Annotated in this window: 11 protein-coding genes; 7 read left to right on the top strand and 4 right to left on the bottom strand. The window is 71.7% G+C overall.

Annotated features, from left to right (window positions below; translation table 11 throughout):
- Positions 1 to 6: 6 nt before the first annotated feature.
- Both NS331_RS26140 and NS331_RS11245 read right to left on the bottom strand, forming a co-directional pair.
- Positions 7 to 1,371, bottom strand: a complete 1,365-nt coding sequence (locus NS331_RS26140) for an XAC2610-related protein (RefSeq protein WP_153012822.1) — start codon at positions 1,369 to 1,371, stop codon at positions 7 to 9.
- A gap of 170 nt (positions 1,372 to 1,541) precedes the next feature.
- Positions 1,542 to 2,015 carry an Lrp/AsnC family transcriptional regulator gene (locus NS331_RS11245; protein WP_058642108.1) on the bottom strand — a complete coding sequence of 158 codons (474 nt, stop codon included), beginning with the start codon at positions 2,013 to 2,015 and terminating at the stop codon, positions 1,542 to 1,544.
- A 154-nt stretch (positions 2,016 to 2,169) separates the two neighbouring features.
- On the opposite strand from NS331_RS11245, the gene glmS reads away from it, so the two are divergent.
- A complete protein-coding gene (gene glmS, locus NS331_RS11240) occupies positions 2,170 to 4,047 on the top strand; it encodes a glutamine--fructose-6-phosphate transaminase (isomerizing) (protein ID WP_058642082.1) in 1,878 nt (625 codons plus the stop codon).
- Positions 4,048 to 4,072: 25 nt separating this feature from the next.
- Here the strand turns inward: glmS and NS331_RS11235 are convergent, their stop codons facing one another.
- Both NS331_RS11235 and NS331_RS11230 read right to left on the bottom strand, forming a co-directional pair.
- The gene (locus NS331_RS11235) at positions 4,073 to 4,495 is read right to left on the bottom strand and encodes a YkvA family protein (protein ID WP_058642081.1); all 423 of its coding nucleotides are present in this window, start codon (positions 4,493 to 4,495) and stop codon (positions 4,073 to 4,075) included.
- Between the two features lie 64 nt (positions 4,496 to 4,559).
- Positions 4,560 to 5,435, bottom strand: a complete 876-nt coding sequence (locus NS331_RS11230; protein WP_153012821.1) for a response regulator — start codon at positions 5,433 to 5,435, stop codon at positions 4,560 to 4,562.
- A 471-nt stretch (positions 5,436 to 5,906) separates the two neighbouring features.
- Between NS331_RS11230 and NS331_RS11225 the strand changes: the two genes are divergently transcribed.
- From NS331_RS11225 to NS331_RS11200, 6 genes are all read left to right on the top strand, one after another.
- A complete protein-coding gene (locus tag NS331_RS11225) occupies positions 5,907 to 9,422 on the top strand; it encodes a hypothetical protein (protein ID WP_058642080.1) in 3,516 nt (1,171 codons plus the stop codon).
- A gap of 107 nt (positions 9,423 to 9,529) precedes the next feature.
- Positions 9,530 to 10,051 (top strand): OmpA family protein, encoded by a 522-nt coding sequence (locus NS331_RS11220; RefSeq protein ID WP_058642079.1) that lies wholly within the window; start codon positions 9,530 to 9,532, stop codon positions 10,049 to 10,051.
- Positions 10,052 to 10,094: 43 nt separating this feature from the next.
- Positions 10,095 to 13,256, top strand: a complete 3,162-nt coding sequence (locus tag NS331_RS11215) for a glutamate ligase domain-containing protein (protein WP_242873721.1) — start codon at positions 10,095 to 10,097, stop codon at positions 13,254 to 13,256.
- A 57-nt stretch (positions 13,257 to 13,313) separates the two neighbouring features.
- Positions 13,314 to 13,511: a hypothetical protein gene (locus NS331_RS11210; protein ID WP_058642078.1), complete on the top strand. Its 198-nt coding sequence runs from the start codon at positions 13,314 to 13,316 to the stop codon at positions 13,509 to 13,511.
- A gap of 147 nt (positions 13,512 to 13,658) precedes the next feature.
- Entirely contained in the window at positions 13,659 to 15,488 is a 1,830-nt protein-coding gene (locus NS331_RS11205) for a peptidase domain-containing ABC transporter (protein WP_058642077.1), read from the top strand.
- A 10-nt stretch (positions 15,489 to 15,498) separates the two neighbouring features.
- Positions 15,499 to 16,812, top strand: a complete 1,314-nt coding sequence (locus NS331_RS11200; RefSeq protein WP_058642076.1) for an HlyD family type I secretion periplasmic adaptor subunit — start codon at positions 15,499 to 15,501, stop codon at positions 16,810 to 16,812.
- Positions 16,813 to 16,916: the final 104 nt, after the last annotated feature.

The raw sequence follows: 16,916 nt of genomic DNA, 5'->3' as shown, positions 1-16,916 counted from the left end.
GGCAGATCAGTTCTTCCGGCGGTGGCGCTTGAATTTGCAGCGCATCTTTCCCCGGGAGAGCTTGCAGGTCGATTCCTCGATCCATCGGCCGTCCGCCGTGTATTCCTCCGACCAGTTGCCGACTTCGGTCAGGCGCCCCTGGATGTACCGCCAGGTGCTTGAATAGTGGGAGCAGCAACTGCCGCGGGACGCCGAAAAAATCGTCTTGCTTTTCGGATCGATGGAAATCTGGGTCAGGTCTGAAAGCGCCGCGTCGTAGGCGAATTCCCGGGTGGTGGGGTTGAACAGGAAAAAGTTGGTCGAGGAATTGGGGCCGGCGCCGCCGCTGCTGCCGAAAATCGACAAATCCGGGTGGCCATCGAAATTCGCGTCGACCAACTCGAGTGCCTTGGCGGAGGGCTCCTGGGATTCCGAATAGAAATCGCGAAATACCTGAAGTCGTTTGCCGGTGGACGCGTCCCGCACCTCGATGGCCACCGCCGGGCGCTCGGTGTCGTATTCGGGCCCGGCGGCGTCGAATGCGACCCGGAACCTGAAATTGCCAGTGGTGGCGTCCTGGTCGATCCATCGGAGTTCGTCCATCGTGTCTCTATCGAGCCAGCCGCGGACAATGCTGCCGTCCGGCTTCAACCGGACGACCGCCATCCATTGCGAATCGGTGTGGAGAATGCCGACCTGGGCGCCGGCGTCCAGGATCTCGTCCGGGAAGGTGGCCCCACGGCCGGGGTACAGGGGAACGGGCCGTTTCAGTTGCAGGATGCGCTGGATGTCCAGCGGCGCCTGCAACGTGAAGCGGCTTTGGACATGGGTGATTTCTGTAGAGTCGATGTAGTGGCCGTTGGGATTGAAGCCAAATAGCGCCGCAGCGCCAATTTTCTGGGGACTGGGAGGCTCTTTATCTTCGATGTAGGTCGGAGGCAACTGCTGCGTCTGGTCGTAGCCGTCGATGGTGAAGGATTTTCCGTCTGCACCGGCATTGAGCTTGAATGCATGGTTCCTGCAAATCCCGTCGCTCTCGCCAGAGTCATTGAAGCCATAGCCGGTACAACCTTGGTCTGGTGTCCTGGAGGGCTTTGGCGCCGCCGCGGAAGGGGCCAGAAGAACTTGCCATGCGGGGTACGTGCGGGATTCGGTGGTCTGGCGCGCGAGCAGGGCGTACACGGCGTCCGGCCGGACCGCCGGCGCATTGCGGTGGATTTGAATGGTGAAATTGCGGACGTCCGGCGGCAGCGGTGGGTCGGTGTTCCCTAAAGGCGGTTCCACGCGATAAATGCCCGCCGGCAAGGGCGTGTCGGCCCAGGCGATCTGGCCGAACGCCAATGCAGCAGAAATCAATGAAATTGAAGCGAGGCTTGATTTCTGGAAGCGCATGGCTGTTTCAAAAAAAATGTCCGCACCGATTCTAGTGTTTGCAAATCAGAAGAAGGTCGCTGATTTCTGGAACGCTTTCTGGCAGGCAATGCTGAATTGAAAATGGCAGATCGGCGCCCGGCAATCGAGCGCCTTGCCGGCCGGCGCGCTGGGTTCGAGGGGCACGGCATTCAGCCCGTCAGCGGCACCCGCGGCTCGAACTTGGCCCGCCGCACGCTGAAGAAGGCCTTCACGTTGCGCACGTTGGCATCGCTGGTGAACAGGCGCTGCGCCAGGGCCTGGTAGGCCGGCATGTCGCGCACGGTGACGATCAGCACGAAGTCCGGCCCGGGTGAGACGCGGTAGCACTGCTGCACGGCGTCGTCGGGCACGATGCGCGCCTCGAAGGCGGCCAGGGCGCCTTCGTCCTGCCGGTCCAGCGACACCTCGACCACGGCGGTGAGCGTGGCGCCGAGCCGGTCGGCGTCCAGCAGCGCCACTTCGCGCGCGATCAGGCCCGCCTGCCGCAGCCGCTGCACGCGACGCAGGCAGGTGGGCGGGGACAGGTGCAGGTCGGCCGCGAGCTGCTGGTTGGTGCGGGACGCATCGCGCTGCAGGGCGTCGAGCAGGCGGTGGTCGATGGCGTCCAGGTTCAAAGATTCCATGATCGACATCCGAATGGTGATTTATTCCATTCGACGGTGTGGGTGGAATGGATGGTCAGAATTTGAGAAAAAACGAAAGCAACGTTCATTCTGCCTCGCCTAGCATCGCCCACCTCGGCAGCGCGGCTGCCCACGTCTTTCTGGAGATCCATCCATGTGCGGCATCGTCGGCGCAGCTTCCCATCGCGACATCGTTCCCCTGCTGGTGCAGGGCCTGCAGCGGCTGGAATACCGCGGCTATGACTCCTGCGGCGTGGCCGTGCATGCTGGCGGCGGCCTGGGCCGGGCGCGCACCACCTCGCGCGTGGCCGACCTGCTGACGCAGGTGAGCACGGAGCACATCGAAGGCCAGACCGGCATCGCCCACACTCGCTGGGCCACGCATGGCGCGCCGGCGGTGCACAACGCCCATCCGCATTTCAGCCACGGCGTGGGCGAGCTGCCCAGCAGCCAGCGTCCGCCGCGGATCGCGCTGGTGCACAACGGCATCATCGAGAACCACGAAAGCCTGCGCACCGCCCTCATGGCGCGCGGCTACGTCTTCGCCAGCCAGACCGATACCGAGGTCATCGCCCACCTGATCGACAGCGCCTACGACGGCGACCTGTTCGAGGCCTTGAAGACCGCCGTGGCGCAGCTGCACGGCGCCTATGCCATCGCCGTCATCTGCCGCGACGAGCCCCACCGCGTGGTGGGCGCGCGCGCCGGCTCGCCGCTGGTGCTGGGCGTGGGCCAGGGCGAGAACTTCCTGGCCAGCGACGCCATGGCCCTGGCCGGCGTGACCGACCAGATCGTCTACCTGGAAGAGGGCGACCTGGTCGACCTGCAGCCTGGCAAGTACTGGATCGCCGACCGCCACCACAAGCGCGTGGAGCGCCGCGTGCGCACCGTGCATGCCCACAGCGGCGCCGCCGAACTGGGCCCCTACCGCCACTACATGCAGAAGGAGATCTTCGAGCAGCCGCGCGCCATCGCCGACACGCTGGAGGGCGTCGAAGGCATCGTGCCCGAGCTCTTCGACGGTGCCGAGGTGGACGGCCAGCCCGGTGCCAGCGCCTACCGCGTGTTCGAGGAGATCGACCAGGTGCTGATCCTGGCCTGCGGCACCAGCTACTACAGCGGCTGCGCCGCCAAGTACTGGCTGGAGGGCATCGCCGGCGTGCCGACGCAGGTGGAGATCGCCAGCGAATACCGTTACCGCGATTCGGTGCCCAACCCGCGCACGCTGGTCGTCACCATCAGCCAGTCGGGCGAGACGGCCGACACGCTGGCCGCCCTGCGCCATGCGCGCAGCCTGGGCATGGCGCAGACGCTGACCATCTGCAACGTGGCCACCAGCGCCATGGTGCGCGAATGCAAGCTGGCCTACATCACGCGGGCCGGCGTGGAGATCGGCGTGGCCTCGACCAAGGCCTTCACCACGCAACTGGCGGGGCTCTTCCTGCTGACGCTGGCACTGGCCCAGTCCAAGGGCCGCCTGAGCGAAGAGGACGAGGCGCGCTACCTGAAGGAGATGCGCCACCTGCCCGTCGCGCTGCAGTCGGTGCTGGCGCTGGAGCCGCAGGTGGTGGCCTGGGCCGAGGACTTCGCCCGCAAGGAGAACGCGCTCTTCCTGGGCCGCGGCCTGCACTACCCCATCGCGCTGGAAGGTGCGCTCAAGCTCAAGGAAGTGACCTACATCCATGCCGAGGCCTATGCCGCCGGCGAACTCAAGCACGGCCCGCTGGCGCTGGTGACAAGCGAGATGCCCGTGGTGGCCGTGGCGCCCAACGACGCGCTGCTGGACAAGCTCAAGAGCAACCTGCAGGAAGTGCGCGCCCGCGGCGGCGTGCTCTACGTGCTGGCCGACGGCGACACGCACATCGAGAGCAGCGAAGGCCTGCACGTGATCCGCATGCCCGAGCACTACGGCCGGCTGTCGCCGCTTCTGCACGTGGTGCCGCTGCAGCTGCTGGCCTACCACACGGCCTGTGCAAGGGGGACGGACGTCGACAAGCCGCGGAATCTGGCGAAGAGCGTGACGGTGGAGTGAGGCCGCGGGACGCGACCCGCGTGTCCTACCGCGTCGCGCCGCCGGGCACATGGGCCCGCACCCACGGCCAGGCCCAGACGAGCAATGCCGCCGCGACGGCCACCCACAGCAGCACGATCACCACCGCGCCCACCCGGCTGCGCGGCTTGTCGCGGCGCTCGTCCATCCAGGCCTGCGCCTTCGCGCGCGACTCGGCCAGCACCTGCGGCGGCAGCAGCCGGACCGTCAGCCAGATCAGCGCCGGCAGCAGGATCACGTCGTCCAGGAAGCCCAGCACCGGGATGAAGTCGGGAATCAGGTCGATGGGGCTCAGCGCATAGGCCACCACGAAGGCGCCCAGGGCCTTGGCATGCCAGGGCGTGGCGGGATGCGAGCGGGCGAACCAGAGGGCGAGCCCGTCGCGCTTGATGCGGCGGGCCCAGGCACGCAGGGTGTCGATGAAAACCATGGGGCGGGCGGTGCGGCGAGGGCGCCACTATAGGTGGCGCACCCGCCCCGGCGTGCCGCCCGCCTCAGCGTCCGGCAGCCCGGCTTTCCGCGCGGGCGCGGGTCCTGGCCTTCGGTGCGGGCGCCGCCGCCGACGCCGCCGCCGACGTCGGCGCGGCCGTCCTGGCCGGCGCCTTCGCGGAGGCCTTCGCCGGCGCCTTGGGCCGGCCCCGGGGGGTGGGCGTGGCACTCGCCTCGGCGGGCGTGGGCAGGTCGCGTTCCTCGATGGCGTCGAGCCGGTAGCCCATGCGGTAGATGGCGGACAGCAGATAGCCGTTGTGGGGGCGCAGGTCCAGCTTGTGGCGCAGGCGTGAAATGTGCGTGTCCAGCGAGCGCGAGTTCTTCTCGGCCCCCGGACCCACCAGCGTGCCGCACAGGTGGTCGCGCGCCATCAGCCGGCCCAGGTTGCGGAACAGCATCAATGCGAGTTCGAACTCGCGGTTGGTCAGGGGCACCGTCTCGCCCCGGCGCAGGAGTTCGCGCCGGCGCGGCAGCAGGGTGTAGACGCCGAAGGTCAGCTCTGACTCGGTCAGCTGCGGATAGGTGCGGCGCAGCAGGGCCTGCATGCGGGCCTTGAGTTCGCCGGCACGCACCGGCTGGGCCAGATGGTCGTCGGCACCGGCTCCCAGGCCCTCGACGAGCTGCTCATCGTCCTCGCCCGGCGTCATGAAGATGATGGGCACGTTGCTGCCGAGGCCCGTGCGCACCATGCGGATCAGCTCGGCACCGGTCAGGTCGGGCAGGGTCCAGTCGATGACCAGCAGGTCGAAGCTGTGGTGGCGCAGCGTGCGCCACAGGTCCAGCCCGCTGATGAAGCCGAAGCATTCGTGTCCCTCCTCCGTGATCGTGCGGTGCAGCGAATCCAGCGCTGCCGCATCGTCTTCCACAACCGCGATACGCATGGTGTTCCTTCCTCCTCAACTTTGAAAAGCCGGCCGTTGGCACAAGGCTTGGCGATTGAACAGGACAGGTGTCGCGCACTGTGAATTTCTGCGGATATTGTTTAGAAATGGCGGCGTCCGCCTGAAGAACTTTGATGAGTCTTTCAGGGCGCACCCAAGGTGTCTGCCCCATCCAGAGGGCGCTTTTCCCCCGGGGCGCCTCGTGCGCCGGCTGGCGGTCGAGCGTAAATGGTTGCAAAGGCGAGCCGACGGCCAGGGGGGCCGCCATGTCGTTACGGCGTTACGTCCGCGGGGGCCGTAACGCCGGGGCGGCGCGCGGTGCTGCACGGTGCCGGCAAGGGGCCGCCGGCCTCTGCTTTTCCGAACGGTGACAAGCACTTGCGGCGATCGGGACGCGGTCGCGCGGCGAGCCCGGCCGGGCGGCACGCATGTTGCCCCACTGGGGCATCACCGTCGCACAACGAGGCTCCCATGACGCTCCAGACCCCGACCTCCGCCACCCCCTCCAGCCCCGCCGCGGGCGCCGCTGCCGGCGCGCCGCCGCTGCTCATGGCGCAGGCCGGGGGCGTGACGGCCGCCATGGGCACGGCAGGCGGCCCGGCTGGCACCGCCGCTGCCGCCGGTGTCGGCACCCTGTCCAACGCCACGCCCGGCGTCGCCGTCGTGCGCGACGGCGTGCGCATGCCGGTCGAGGGCATGCAGACCCTGATGTCCGGCGACCGGGTGCTCGTGCCCGAGGGCGGCCAGGCGGCCGTGAACTTTCCCGGCGCGGGCGCCGGCCAGGCGCCGCTGGTGGGCACCTTCACCGGCGGCACCGACGCCACCATCGCCACCACGCCCCTGCCGGGCGGCCTGCAGCAGGTGGACGTTGACCTGGCTGCCGGCGACCTGGCCATGGCCCCGGCAGCCGATGCCGAAGGCGCGGCCGTGGCCGTGAAGAAGACGCTGGCCGCCACCGGCGGGCTGGGCCTGGCCGACTTCGCGCTCGCCGCCCTCGGCGGCGCCGCCCTCGCGGCCGTGGCCGACGGCGGCGGCGGGGACGACAGCGTGCTGCCGATTCTGATGGGGCGGCCGGGCGAGGATGGCGATGCGGATGCGGATGCGGATGCGGATGCTGACGCCGACGCAGATGCCGACGCCGACGCAGACGCCGACGCAGACGCCGACGCGGATGCTGACGCTGACGCTGACGCTGACGCTGACGCTGATGCCGATGCCGATGCCGATGCCGATGCCGATGCCGATGCCGACGCCGACGCCGACGCCGACGCCGATGCAGACGCAGACGCCCTCCTGGACCCCACCGACAGCCTCGGCGGCACCGTCGTCGGCGGCGTCTCCGACGCCGTCGGCCTGGGCGACAGCCTGAGCCCCGTCACCGGCGTCGTCGACAACGTCACCACCCTCGTCGACAACGCCCTCGAACCCCTGGTCGGCGGCGAATTCACCGCCGACGACCCCAACGCCCTCGACCCCGTCGACAGCAGCGTCGACAGCCTCACCGACGGCGTCGGCGTGCTCGCCCCCGTCGTCGACGACCTGCTGGGCACCGGCACCACCGACGCCGCCCTCGGCGCGCTCGACACCCAGGTCGACTACGTCACCGACGCCGTCGTCAACCTGGTGGACAACCTCGCCAGCGGCAACGGCCCGCTCGGCAGCGTGCTCGGCGCCACCGGCCTGGACGGCCTCACCGGCAGCCTGCTGGCCGAAGACGGCATGGTCGGCAACGTCGTCGGCGGCGTGCTCGGCGACGACGGCCTGGTGGGCGGCCTGCTCACCCCCGACGGCCTGGTCGGCGGCCTGCTGACCGAGGACGGCCTCGTCGGCGGCCTGCTGGCGGACGACGGCGCCCTGGGCGGTGTGGTCGGCGAAGGCGGCCTCGTGGACGGCGTGACCGACACCCTGCTGGGCGACCAGGGCCTAGTTGGCGGCCTCGTCGGCGGCACCCTGGCCGGCCCGCTGGACGCCGTGCTCGGCGACGACGGCCTGCTCGGCGGCGTGCTGGGCGACGAGGGCCTGGCAGGCGGCCTGCTGGCCGAAGACGGCGTCATCGGCGGCCTGGTCGGCGAGAACGGCGTGGTGGGCGGTCTGCTCGGCGGCGACCTGCTGGGCGGGGATCTGCTCGGCGGTGTGGTCGGGGACGATGGGCTGCTGGGTGGCGTCACTGGCGCAGATGGGCTGCTGGGTGACGTCATCGGCGAAGACGGCCTGCTGGTGGGTGGATTGACCGGCGGCGATGGCGGCGGCAGTGGTGATCAGCTGCTCGACCCGGCCACCGGCGTGGTGGACAGCACCGTCGCCAGCCTGGACGGCCTGCCGCTGGTGGGCGGGCTCGGCCTGTTCGACACCCTCTCGCCCGTCACCGGCCTCGTGGACAACCTGTCCGGCACCGCGAGCGATGCGCTCTCGCCGCTGCTGGGCGGCAGCTTCACGGCCGACAGTCCCAACATGCTGGACCCGGTGGACGACGTCGTCGGCACTGCGACCGGCGCCGTGGACGGCCTGCTTTCGCCCATTACGGGCGACCTGCTTGGCACGGACCTCGTCCACGACGCCCTGGCCGGCGCGACGCAGCAGGTGGACTACCTGACCGATGGTGTGGCGAACCTGGCCGACGGCGCCCTGGGGGGTGACCTGCTCGACGGCGTGATCGGCGACGACGGTCTGCTGGGTGGCGTCACGGGCGGTGATCTGCTGGGCGGTGACCTTCTGGGCGGTGTCGTCGGCGATGACGGTCTGCTCGGTGGGCTGACCGGCGGTGACCTGCTCGGCGGTGATCTTCTTGGCGGCGTGGTCGGGGACGATGGCCTGCTGGGCGGACTGGCGGGTGGCGACCTGCTCGGCGAAGACGGTCTCGTGGGCAACCTGCTCGGCGGTCTGACCGGCGGCGGCGATGGCGGCGACAGCGGCGATCAGCTGCTCGACCCGACCACCGGCGTGGTGGACAACACCGTCGCCAGCCTGGACGACCTGCCACTGGTGGGCGGGCTCGGCCTGTCCGACACCCTCTCGCCCGTCACCGGCCTCGTGGACAACGTGGCCGGCACCGCGAGCGATGCGCTCTCGCCGCTGCTGGGCGGCAGCTTCACGGCCGACAACCCCAACATGCTGGACCCGGTGGACGGCGTCGTCGGCACCGCGACCGGCGCCGTGGACGGCCTGCTCTCGCCCGTCACCGGCGACCTGCTGGGCACGAACCTCGTCCACGACGCACTGGCCGGCGCGACGCAGCAGGTGGACTACCTGACCGACGGCGTAGCGAACCTGGCCGATGGCACCCTGGGGGGCGACCTGCTCGGCGGCGTGGTCGGCGACGACGGGCTGCTGGGTGGCGTCACCGGCGGGGATCTGCTGGGCGGTGTCGTCGGTGAAGACGGTCTGCTGGGGAGCGTCACTGGGGGAGACCTGCTGGGTGGAGAGCTCCTGGGCGGGGTGGTCGGCGACGACGGCCTGCTTGGCGGCCTGACCGGCGGCGACCTGGCTGGCGGCGTGCTGGGCGACCAGGGCGTGGTCGGCGGGCTGCTCGATACGGTCGCGGGCGACAACGGGCTGCTCGGCAATCTGGCGGGCGGCGACCTGCTGGACGGCGTGCTCGGCCAGGACGGCGCGCTCGGCGGCCTGCTGGGCCAGGGCAGCGGCGCCAGTGGCGCGGGCGATCTGCTCGGCAGCGTGCTCAACACCGTCAGCGGCAGCATGGGCAGCGTCGGTGTCGATCTCGACGTCAGCGGCAGTGGCAGCAGCAGCGCCGTCACCGGCGTGCTGGGCACCGTCACCGGCGACAGCGGCCTGCTCGGCGGCCTGCTGTCCAGCGGCAGCAGCAGCGGCGGCACCGGGACGGGCGCAGGCAGCAGCGGCCTCGTCGGCGGCCTGCTGGATGGCCTCTCCGGCGTGACCGAGCCCGTCTCCAGCGGCAGCGGCACCGGCGCAGGCAGCGCCACGCCGGTGCACGCCGTCGGCGGCCTGCTGCACAACCTGCTGGGCTGATCCCACGCCGGACGGGCGGCGCCCGCAAGCGCCCCTTCCTTCCATCCTCCAACACGCCGGCCCGCGCGCACTTCCTGCGCCCGGTGCCGGCCACCCGGGCCTCACGCATGACCACGAACACGCTTTCCCGTTTCTGCCTCGCGCTGGCCGTGCCGGTGCTGCTGGCCGCCTGCGGCACCGCGCCGCGCGATGGCGTGGAAGACACCACCTACTACTACGCCAATCCCAACAAGGCCCGCACCGGCGTGGCCCGCGTGCAGGCCGCGCCGCCGGCGGCGCCCGCGCTCGACGGGCCGGCCGGCGTGGCGCGCATCGTGTACTTCGACTTCGACAGGGTCGAGGTCAAGCCCGAGTACCGTGCCGTCGTCGAGGCCCATGCGCGCTACCTGCGCGAGCAGCCGCGGGCGCGCGTGCTGCTCGAAGGCCACACCGACGACCGCGGCGGCCGCGCGTACAACGTGGCGCTGGGCCAGCGTCGGGCCGAGTCGGTGCGCCAGGCGCTGCAACTGGGCGGCGTGGCCGGCGAGCGCATGGAGGCCACCAGCTGGGGCATGGAGAAGCCCGCCTCGTCCGAACGCACCGAGGCCGGCTGGCAGCTCAACCGCCGCGTCGAGTTCGTCTACCGCTGACCCCGCGGCCGCACGCGCGATGGACCCGGCAACGAGCAGCCCCGTGCGCCCCGCGGGCGACGCCGCCACCGACAGCGGCTGGCCGCTGGCCGGCGCGCCCGCGCAGGCCGGGGGGCGCGGCGACGGCAGTGGCGGCGGCTTCGCCGCGCAGCTGGCCGCCTGCCGCGACAAGGTGGCGGTGATGTGCGCGCCCCTGCCGGCGCCGTATCCGGCCTTCACGCTCTTCTTCTCGGTGACCGACGGCCAGCGCCGCGCGCAGGTGCTGCATGCCACCGGCGCCAGCTTCGACGAGGCCTGGCAGGCCGGCGCGCGGCGCGCCAGCGCCCTCGTGCAGCGCCAGCAGCTGCAGTCGCCCTGGCTGCGGATCGACTGGGTGCAGGGCGTGGGCGAGCTGTCGCTGGGCGAGCTCGAGCAGCAGCTGCGCCAGGTCAAGCGCAACTACTTCCGCCTCGGCCTGGCGTTCGACGAGGGCTTCGCGCAGGCGCTGACCGAGCAGGAGATCAATGCCAATGCCGCCTTCTACGGCGGGCCCGAGGTGGCGCATGCGGTCGTCAACCGCCACAACCTGAATCTCTACCTGCAGCAGCGCTTCCGCGGCCAGCGGCTGCCCGGCCTGGCGCCCGGCGACAGGGTCTGGCTGCTGGCCCTGGGCGGCGTGTTCTGCCAGGAGGACGGCGTCGTCCACCGCCTTGCCGGCAGCGGCCTGGACGCCGGGCGCCGCCAGCTGCCGCCGCTCGACGCGGCCGGGGCGCTGGCGATGGTGCGCACCGGCGCCGCCCACCTGGCCCGCCAGGTGCAGGACAACGGCCGCTTCGTCTACGGCCACTTCCCCTGCTTCGACCGGCCCATCCCCAGCTACAACACGCTGCGCCACGCCAGCTCGCTCTACGCCATGGCCGAGGCCTGGGAGCTCACGCGCGACCCGGCGCTGCGCCAGGCCATCGACCGCGGCCTGCGGCACCTGACGCAGCAGCTGGTGCGCGACTACACCCTGGCCGACGGCCGCGCCGCCGCCTTCCTGGTGGACGTGGGCGAGGAGATCAAGCTCGGCGGCAACGCCGTTGCGCTGCTGGCGCTGGTCAAGGTCAGCGAGATCGCCGGCAGCGCCGAATGGCTGCCGCTCATGGAGCGCCTCGCCACCGGCATCGCCGCCATGCAGGAGGCCGCCACCGGCCGCTTCGTGCACGTGCTGCATGCGCAGGACCTGTCGGTGAAAGAGGTCTCGCGCATCATCTACTACGACGGCGAGGCCGCCTTCGGCCTGCTGCGGCTCTACGCCATGACGCGCGACGAACGCTGGCTGGCCGTGGTGGAACGCGCCTTCGCGCACTTCATCGCCCAGCAGCACTGGCAGGCGCACGACCACTGGCTCAGCTACAGCGTCAACGAACTCACGCGCTGGCGGCCGCTGGAGAAGTACTTCCGCTTCGGCATCCAGAACGTGGCCGGCTACCTGGACTTCGTGCTCGACCGCAAGACCACCTTCCCCACGCTGCTGGAGCTGATGCTCGCGGCCCAGGCCATGATCCGGCGGCTGGAGGGCATGCCGGCCCTGGCCCACCTGCTCGGCGAGATCGACCTGGAGAAGTTCGAACGCGCGCTGCACCACCGCGCCAACTACCTGCAGAACGGCTACTTCTGGCCCGAGATGGCGATGTACTTCCGCCGGCCGGCGGCCATCGTGGGCGCCTTTTTCATCCGCCACCATTCCTTCCGCGTGCGCATCGACGACGTGGAGCACTACCTGTCGGGCATGGTGGCCTACCACCGCCTGATGGCCGAGCGCGAGGCCGCCGGCCAGGCCGCGCCCGCACCCGCCAGCCAGGGCATGCGCTGGTCGGCCGCCGAGCTGGCGCGCATCACCGGCGGCGACTGGGCCCTGGCGCCGCCCGAGGGCTGGCAGGCCGTGGGCATGGCCACGCGCCCCTTCGCGCAGCCGCAGCGCCTGCTGTGCCTGCACGACGAGCGCACCGGCCGGCCCGGCGCGCCCGCGGAGCTGGAGGCGCTGCGGCCCGCCGCCGCCATCCTCTGCGCCCAGCCGGCGCCGCACCTGCAGCGCGGCCTGCCGGTGCTGCGGGTGGACGACGTGCGCCAGGCCATGCTCGCGCTCGGCGCCCACGCGCGCAGCCAGTACCCGGGCCGCGTGGTCGCCGTCGGCGGCGATGCGGCCCGCGACACCGCCGCCGCCATGCTGGTGCAGGCCCTGGGCGCCTGGGGCCGTGTGGGCGAGCCCGAGTCGCGCCAGCGCCTGCCCCTGGGCGTGGCCTGGGCGCTGAGCTGCCTGCCGCAGGAGGCCGCCGCCTGGGTGCTGGAACTGGGCCCGGGCCCGTCGGCCGCCATGGTGCAGGTCGCGCAGCCGCAGGTGCTGGTGCTGGCCGCCGACCCGGCCGAGGCGGGTGCCCCCGCACAGCGTCGCAAGGCCCTGCTGGCCATCGAGGCCCTGCACGAGGGCGCCTGCCTGGTGCTGTGCCGCGACAGCGCGGACCACGACGCCCTGGCCGCCGCCGCCGCGCAGCGCGGCCTGCGCGTGCTCGCCCATGGCCGGCATGCGCAGGCCGACGTGCGCCTCGTCGACGGCGCCGGGGCAGCGACGGCGGCCCCCGGCGAACTGCAGGTGCAGGTGGACGGCCAGCGGCTGCCGCTGCGCCTGCAGGCCGTGGGCGCCCACGTGGGCCTGGGCGCCACCGCCGTCGTCGCCACCGTGCTCGCCCTGCAGTGGCAGGCGCAGATGGCCGCGGCGCTGGCGGCGCTGGCCGGCTTCGAGCGGCACGAATGGCGCGGCCCGGTGCTGGACGTGCCGGTGGCGGGCGGCCGCTTCCATTTCGTCGACGAGACGCACGACGCCAATCCCACCTCCATGCGCGCCGCGCTGTCGCTGCTGGCCCGGGCGCCCTGCGCCCCACAGGCGCGCGTGGCGGTGCTGGGCGAGATGCACGGCCTGGGCGCCGAGGCCCAGCGCCACCACCTGGCCCTGCAGGCCGACCTGCTGGCCGCGCAGCCGGGCCGCGTGCTGCTGTGCGGGCCGCTGATGGCGCCACTGGCCCAGCGGCTGAAGCCGCTCGTCACGGTGCGCTGGTTCGCCGACGTGGCCGAGCTGGTCGCCGTCTTCGCCCAGCTGGTGGCGGCCGGCGACTGGGTGCTGGCCAAGGGCGGCGCGCGCATCGGTCTGTCGCGGCTGGCCAAGGCCGTCAAGGCGATGGCCTGACCGACCGCCCGCCCACGCCGCGCCCGTCCGTTCCGATCCCATCCTTCGACGCCCCCGATGCGCAACGACCTGTCCTCCCTGACCCCTGGCGAGCGCCCCTGCCTGCGGCGCGCCCGCCGCCCGCGGCGCCTGCCCGCGCCCGGCATGCGGCCGGCGCGTGACCCGGCCTGGTACCGCGGCCTGCGCTTCCTGTGCATCTGGGTGCTGCTGATGGCGGCCTGCGCCCAGATCGGCCTGTTGCTCGCACGCACCTGAAGCCTTTCTTCTGCTTTTCCCCATGTGTGCCGCACCGGCGTTGGGCCCTCTTTCCTGTCGTTTTCCCTGCTCCTGCGGATGCGGCTGTACGCCTTCGGAAACAGCGATTAACAATCTGTTTATGGTCTTCCACGGCGACGGACATCCATGCTGAAGTACCTGCTGCCACGCCAGCTGGTGGCGCCGGCCACGCCGGCGGGCGAGGGCGCGGACGCCCCGGCCAGCCCGCATGCCGATGCCCTCGGCCGGGCCTTCGGCGCCGCCTATCCGGCGGTGCGCCAGGCCGCCTGGTGGTCGGTGCCGATCAGCCTGTTCGGCCTGCTGCCGTCCATCTTTCTGCTGCAGGTGTACGACCGCGTGATCTACCGCAGCGGCACCTCCACGCTGTGGGCGCTGTTCAGCGGCATCCTGTTCTTCCTGGCCATCGAGTTCGTGCTGCGCCGGCGCCGCTCGCGCCTGCTGCGCGATGCCGGCGCCACCATCGACCATGGCATCTCGGGCGCGCTGCTGCAGTCCATGCTCGAACGGCCGCTGCGCGCGCTGGAGGAGCGGCCCGCCGCTGCCTGGTTCCTGCTGTTCCGCGACGTCGGCGCGGTGCGCATGACGCTCAGCAGCGGCCTCGCGCAGGCCATCTTCGACCTGCCCATGGCGCTGTTCGCGCTGGTGGTCATCGGCATCGTGGCGCTGCCGGTGCTGCCGGTGGTGGTGGTCTTCCTGGGCATCATGGCCTTCCTGGCCTGGTGGTGGGCCGACGAGGTGCGCGCCGGCCGCGTGGAGGAGACGGAGCGCAGCCGCAGCCTGGAGCGCATGACGGCCGAGATCTGCGCCGCGCGCGAGACGCTCAAGACCCAGGCCAACGACGGCCCCACGCTCGCCGGCTGGCGCCAGACCTACGACCGCTGGCTGGCCGAGAGCTTCCGCAAGAACGGCGAGATCGAGACCGCGCGCGACGGCACCACCGTGCTGCTGACCATCTTCTCCACCGTCGTCATCACCGCCGGCGCGCTGTCGGTGATGCAGCAGTGGATGACCGTCGGCGGCCTGGTGGCGGCCAACATGCTGGCCATGCGGGCGCTGCAGCCGGTGGCGGGGCTGGTGTCCAACTGGCGCGCGCTGGCCACCGCGGCTGAGGCCGCCAGCCGGCTCGAGAAGGTGCTGGTCGAGCCGGTGGAGCGCGCGCCCAGCGGCCTGAACCTGCCGCAGCCGCCCGGCCTGGTGCGGCTGCGCGACGTGGACTTCCGCTTCCATGCGCAGGGCCGGCCGGTGTTCGAGAGGCTGCAACTGGCCATCGGCCCCGCCGGCCTGCATGCCGTGGTGGGCCGCAACGGCGCCGGCAAGTCCACGCTGGTGCGGCTGATCTGCGGCCTCTATGCGCCGACCGCCGGCACCGTGAGCCTGGGCGAGTACGACCTGGCCCAGTTCGGTCGCGACGACCGCGCCAAATGGATCAGCTACCTCTCACAGGAGGTCTACTGGTTCGCCGGCGAGATCATCGAGACCCTGCGCCGCTGCGCCCCCGGCCATGGCGACGAGCAGATCGTGGCCGCCTGCAAGCTGGCCGGCGCGCACGACTTCGTCTCGCGCCTGCCGGCCGGCTACCGCACCCGCATCGGCGAGGGCGGCACCGGCCTGTCGGTGGGCGAGCGGCGCAAGCTGGGCCTGGCGCTGGCCTTCCTGCGCAAGCCCTCGGTGCTGGTGCTGGACGAGCCCAGCAACGACCTCGACTTCCACAGCGAGCGCCAGCTCATCAACACCCTGGTGGCCATCGCCCGCACGCGCACGGTGATCGTGGTCACGCATTCGCTGCGCATGGTGGCGGCGGCCACGCACGTCTACCACGTCACCGGCGACGGTGCGGTGGAGCAGGGCGCGCCGGCGGACATGGTGCCGCGCCTCTTCGGCAGCCGGCGCGGCGAGCCCGAGCCCGCGACCGCTGCTGCCGCCGCCGTGGCGTCCGCGTCCGCTTCCGCCGCATGAGGCACCGGCCATGAAGAACGACCTGCCCCAAGTCCTGCTGCGCGCCGAAGACCGGCCGCCACCGCCCGACGGCCCGGGCCGCCGGCGCGGCTGGCTCGCCGGCGCCGCCATCGGCCTGCTGGCGCTGGTGGCGCTGGGCTTTCCCATGGAGACCGTGGTGGTCGCCAGCGGCAAGGTGATCCCTTCCGACCGCGTCAAGTCCATCCAGCACCTGGAAGGCGGCATCGTGCGCGCTGTGCTCGTGCGCGAGGGCGAGCGCGTCAAGGCCGGCCAGCCGCTGGTGGAGATCGACCTGGGCGGCAGCGGCCTCAACCTCGAGGAACTGACGGCCCGCCAGGCCGCCACGCAGGCCGCGCGCCTGCGCCTCACGGCCGAGAGCCGCGGCGAGCCCTTGCGGCGCGAGAGCTTTCCGGCCGCGATGGACGCCGACGTGGTGCGCGGCGAACTGGGCGCCTGGCAGGCCCGCTCGCTGGAGCAGCGCGGCATCGCCGCCGGCGCCCAGGCCGCGCTGGAGGCGGCGCGCAGCAAGCAGATGGAGCAGCAGGCCAAGGTGGCCGGCCTGACGCAGCGCGTCGCCCTGGCGCGCAAGGAGCTGGAGATCTCCGAGCAGCTGGCCGCCGAGAAGCTGATCGGCCAGCTGGAGGTGCTGGACAAGCGGCGCGAGGCCGAGGTCGCGTCCGCCGAACTCGCGGTGGCGCGCCAGGGCGTGGTCTCGGCCAGCGCCGCCATCGGCGAGGCGCAGGCCAAGCTGGCCGAGGCCGAGGGGAGCTTCCGCCGCCGCGCGTCGGACGAACTCTCGACCGTCGAGCGGCAACTGGCCAGCCTCAACGAGGACCTGCAGCGCGCCCGCAACCAGCGCTCGCGCACGGTGGTCACGGCGCCGGGCGAGGGCATCGTCAAGGGCCTGCGCAGCGGCAGCCCCGGCTGGGTCATCAAGCCGGGCGAGGCCATCCTGGAGGTGGTGCCCGACGATGCGCAGGTGATGGTCGAGGCGCGCCTGAGCCCCAACGACCGCGGCTTCTTGCATGCCGGCCAGAAGGCGCGCGTGAAGATCACGGCCTACGACTTCCTGCGCTACGGCACGGTGGACGGCCGCGTGGACCTGGTGGCCGCCGACGCCGACCGCGACGCCACGCTGCCCACCGCGCCGCCCTACTACCGGCTGCAGGTGAGCACCGGCGCCTCGCACGTCGGGCGGCCCGAGAACCGCATCACGCCCGGCATGGAGGCCGAGGTGGACCTGATCGTGGGCACCGATCCCTTCATCTGGTACATCCTGCGGCCCGTCCTGAAGATGCAGCGGGAGGCATTCCGTGAGCCTTGAGTCGATGCCGAGGCAAGCAGCGATGAGGCTGGCAACCACGACCAGCGTGCGGACGGCTGCGGCGCGGTCTTGCTCCTTCCCCCGCTGGGGGAAGGCAGGGATGG

Source organism: Pseudacidovorax intermedius, assembly GCF_001476815.1.
Classification (GTDB): Bacteria; Pseudomonadota; Gammaproteobacteria; order Burkholderiales; family Burkholderiaceae_C; genus Xenophilus; species Xenophilus intermedius_A.
This window is presented reverse-complemented; position numbering and strand designations above follow the sequence as displayed.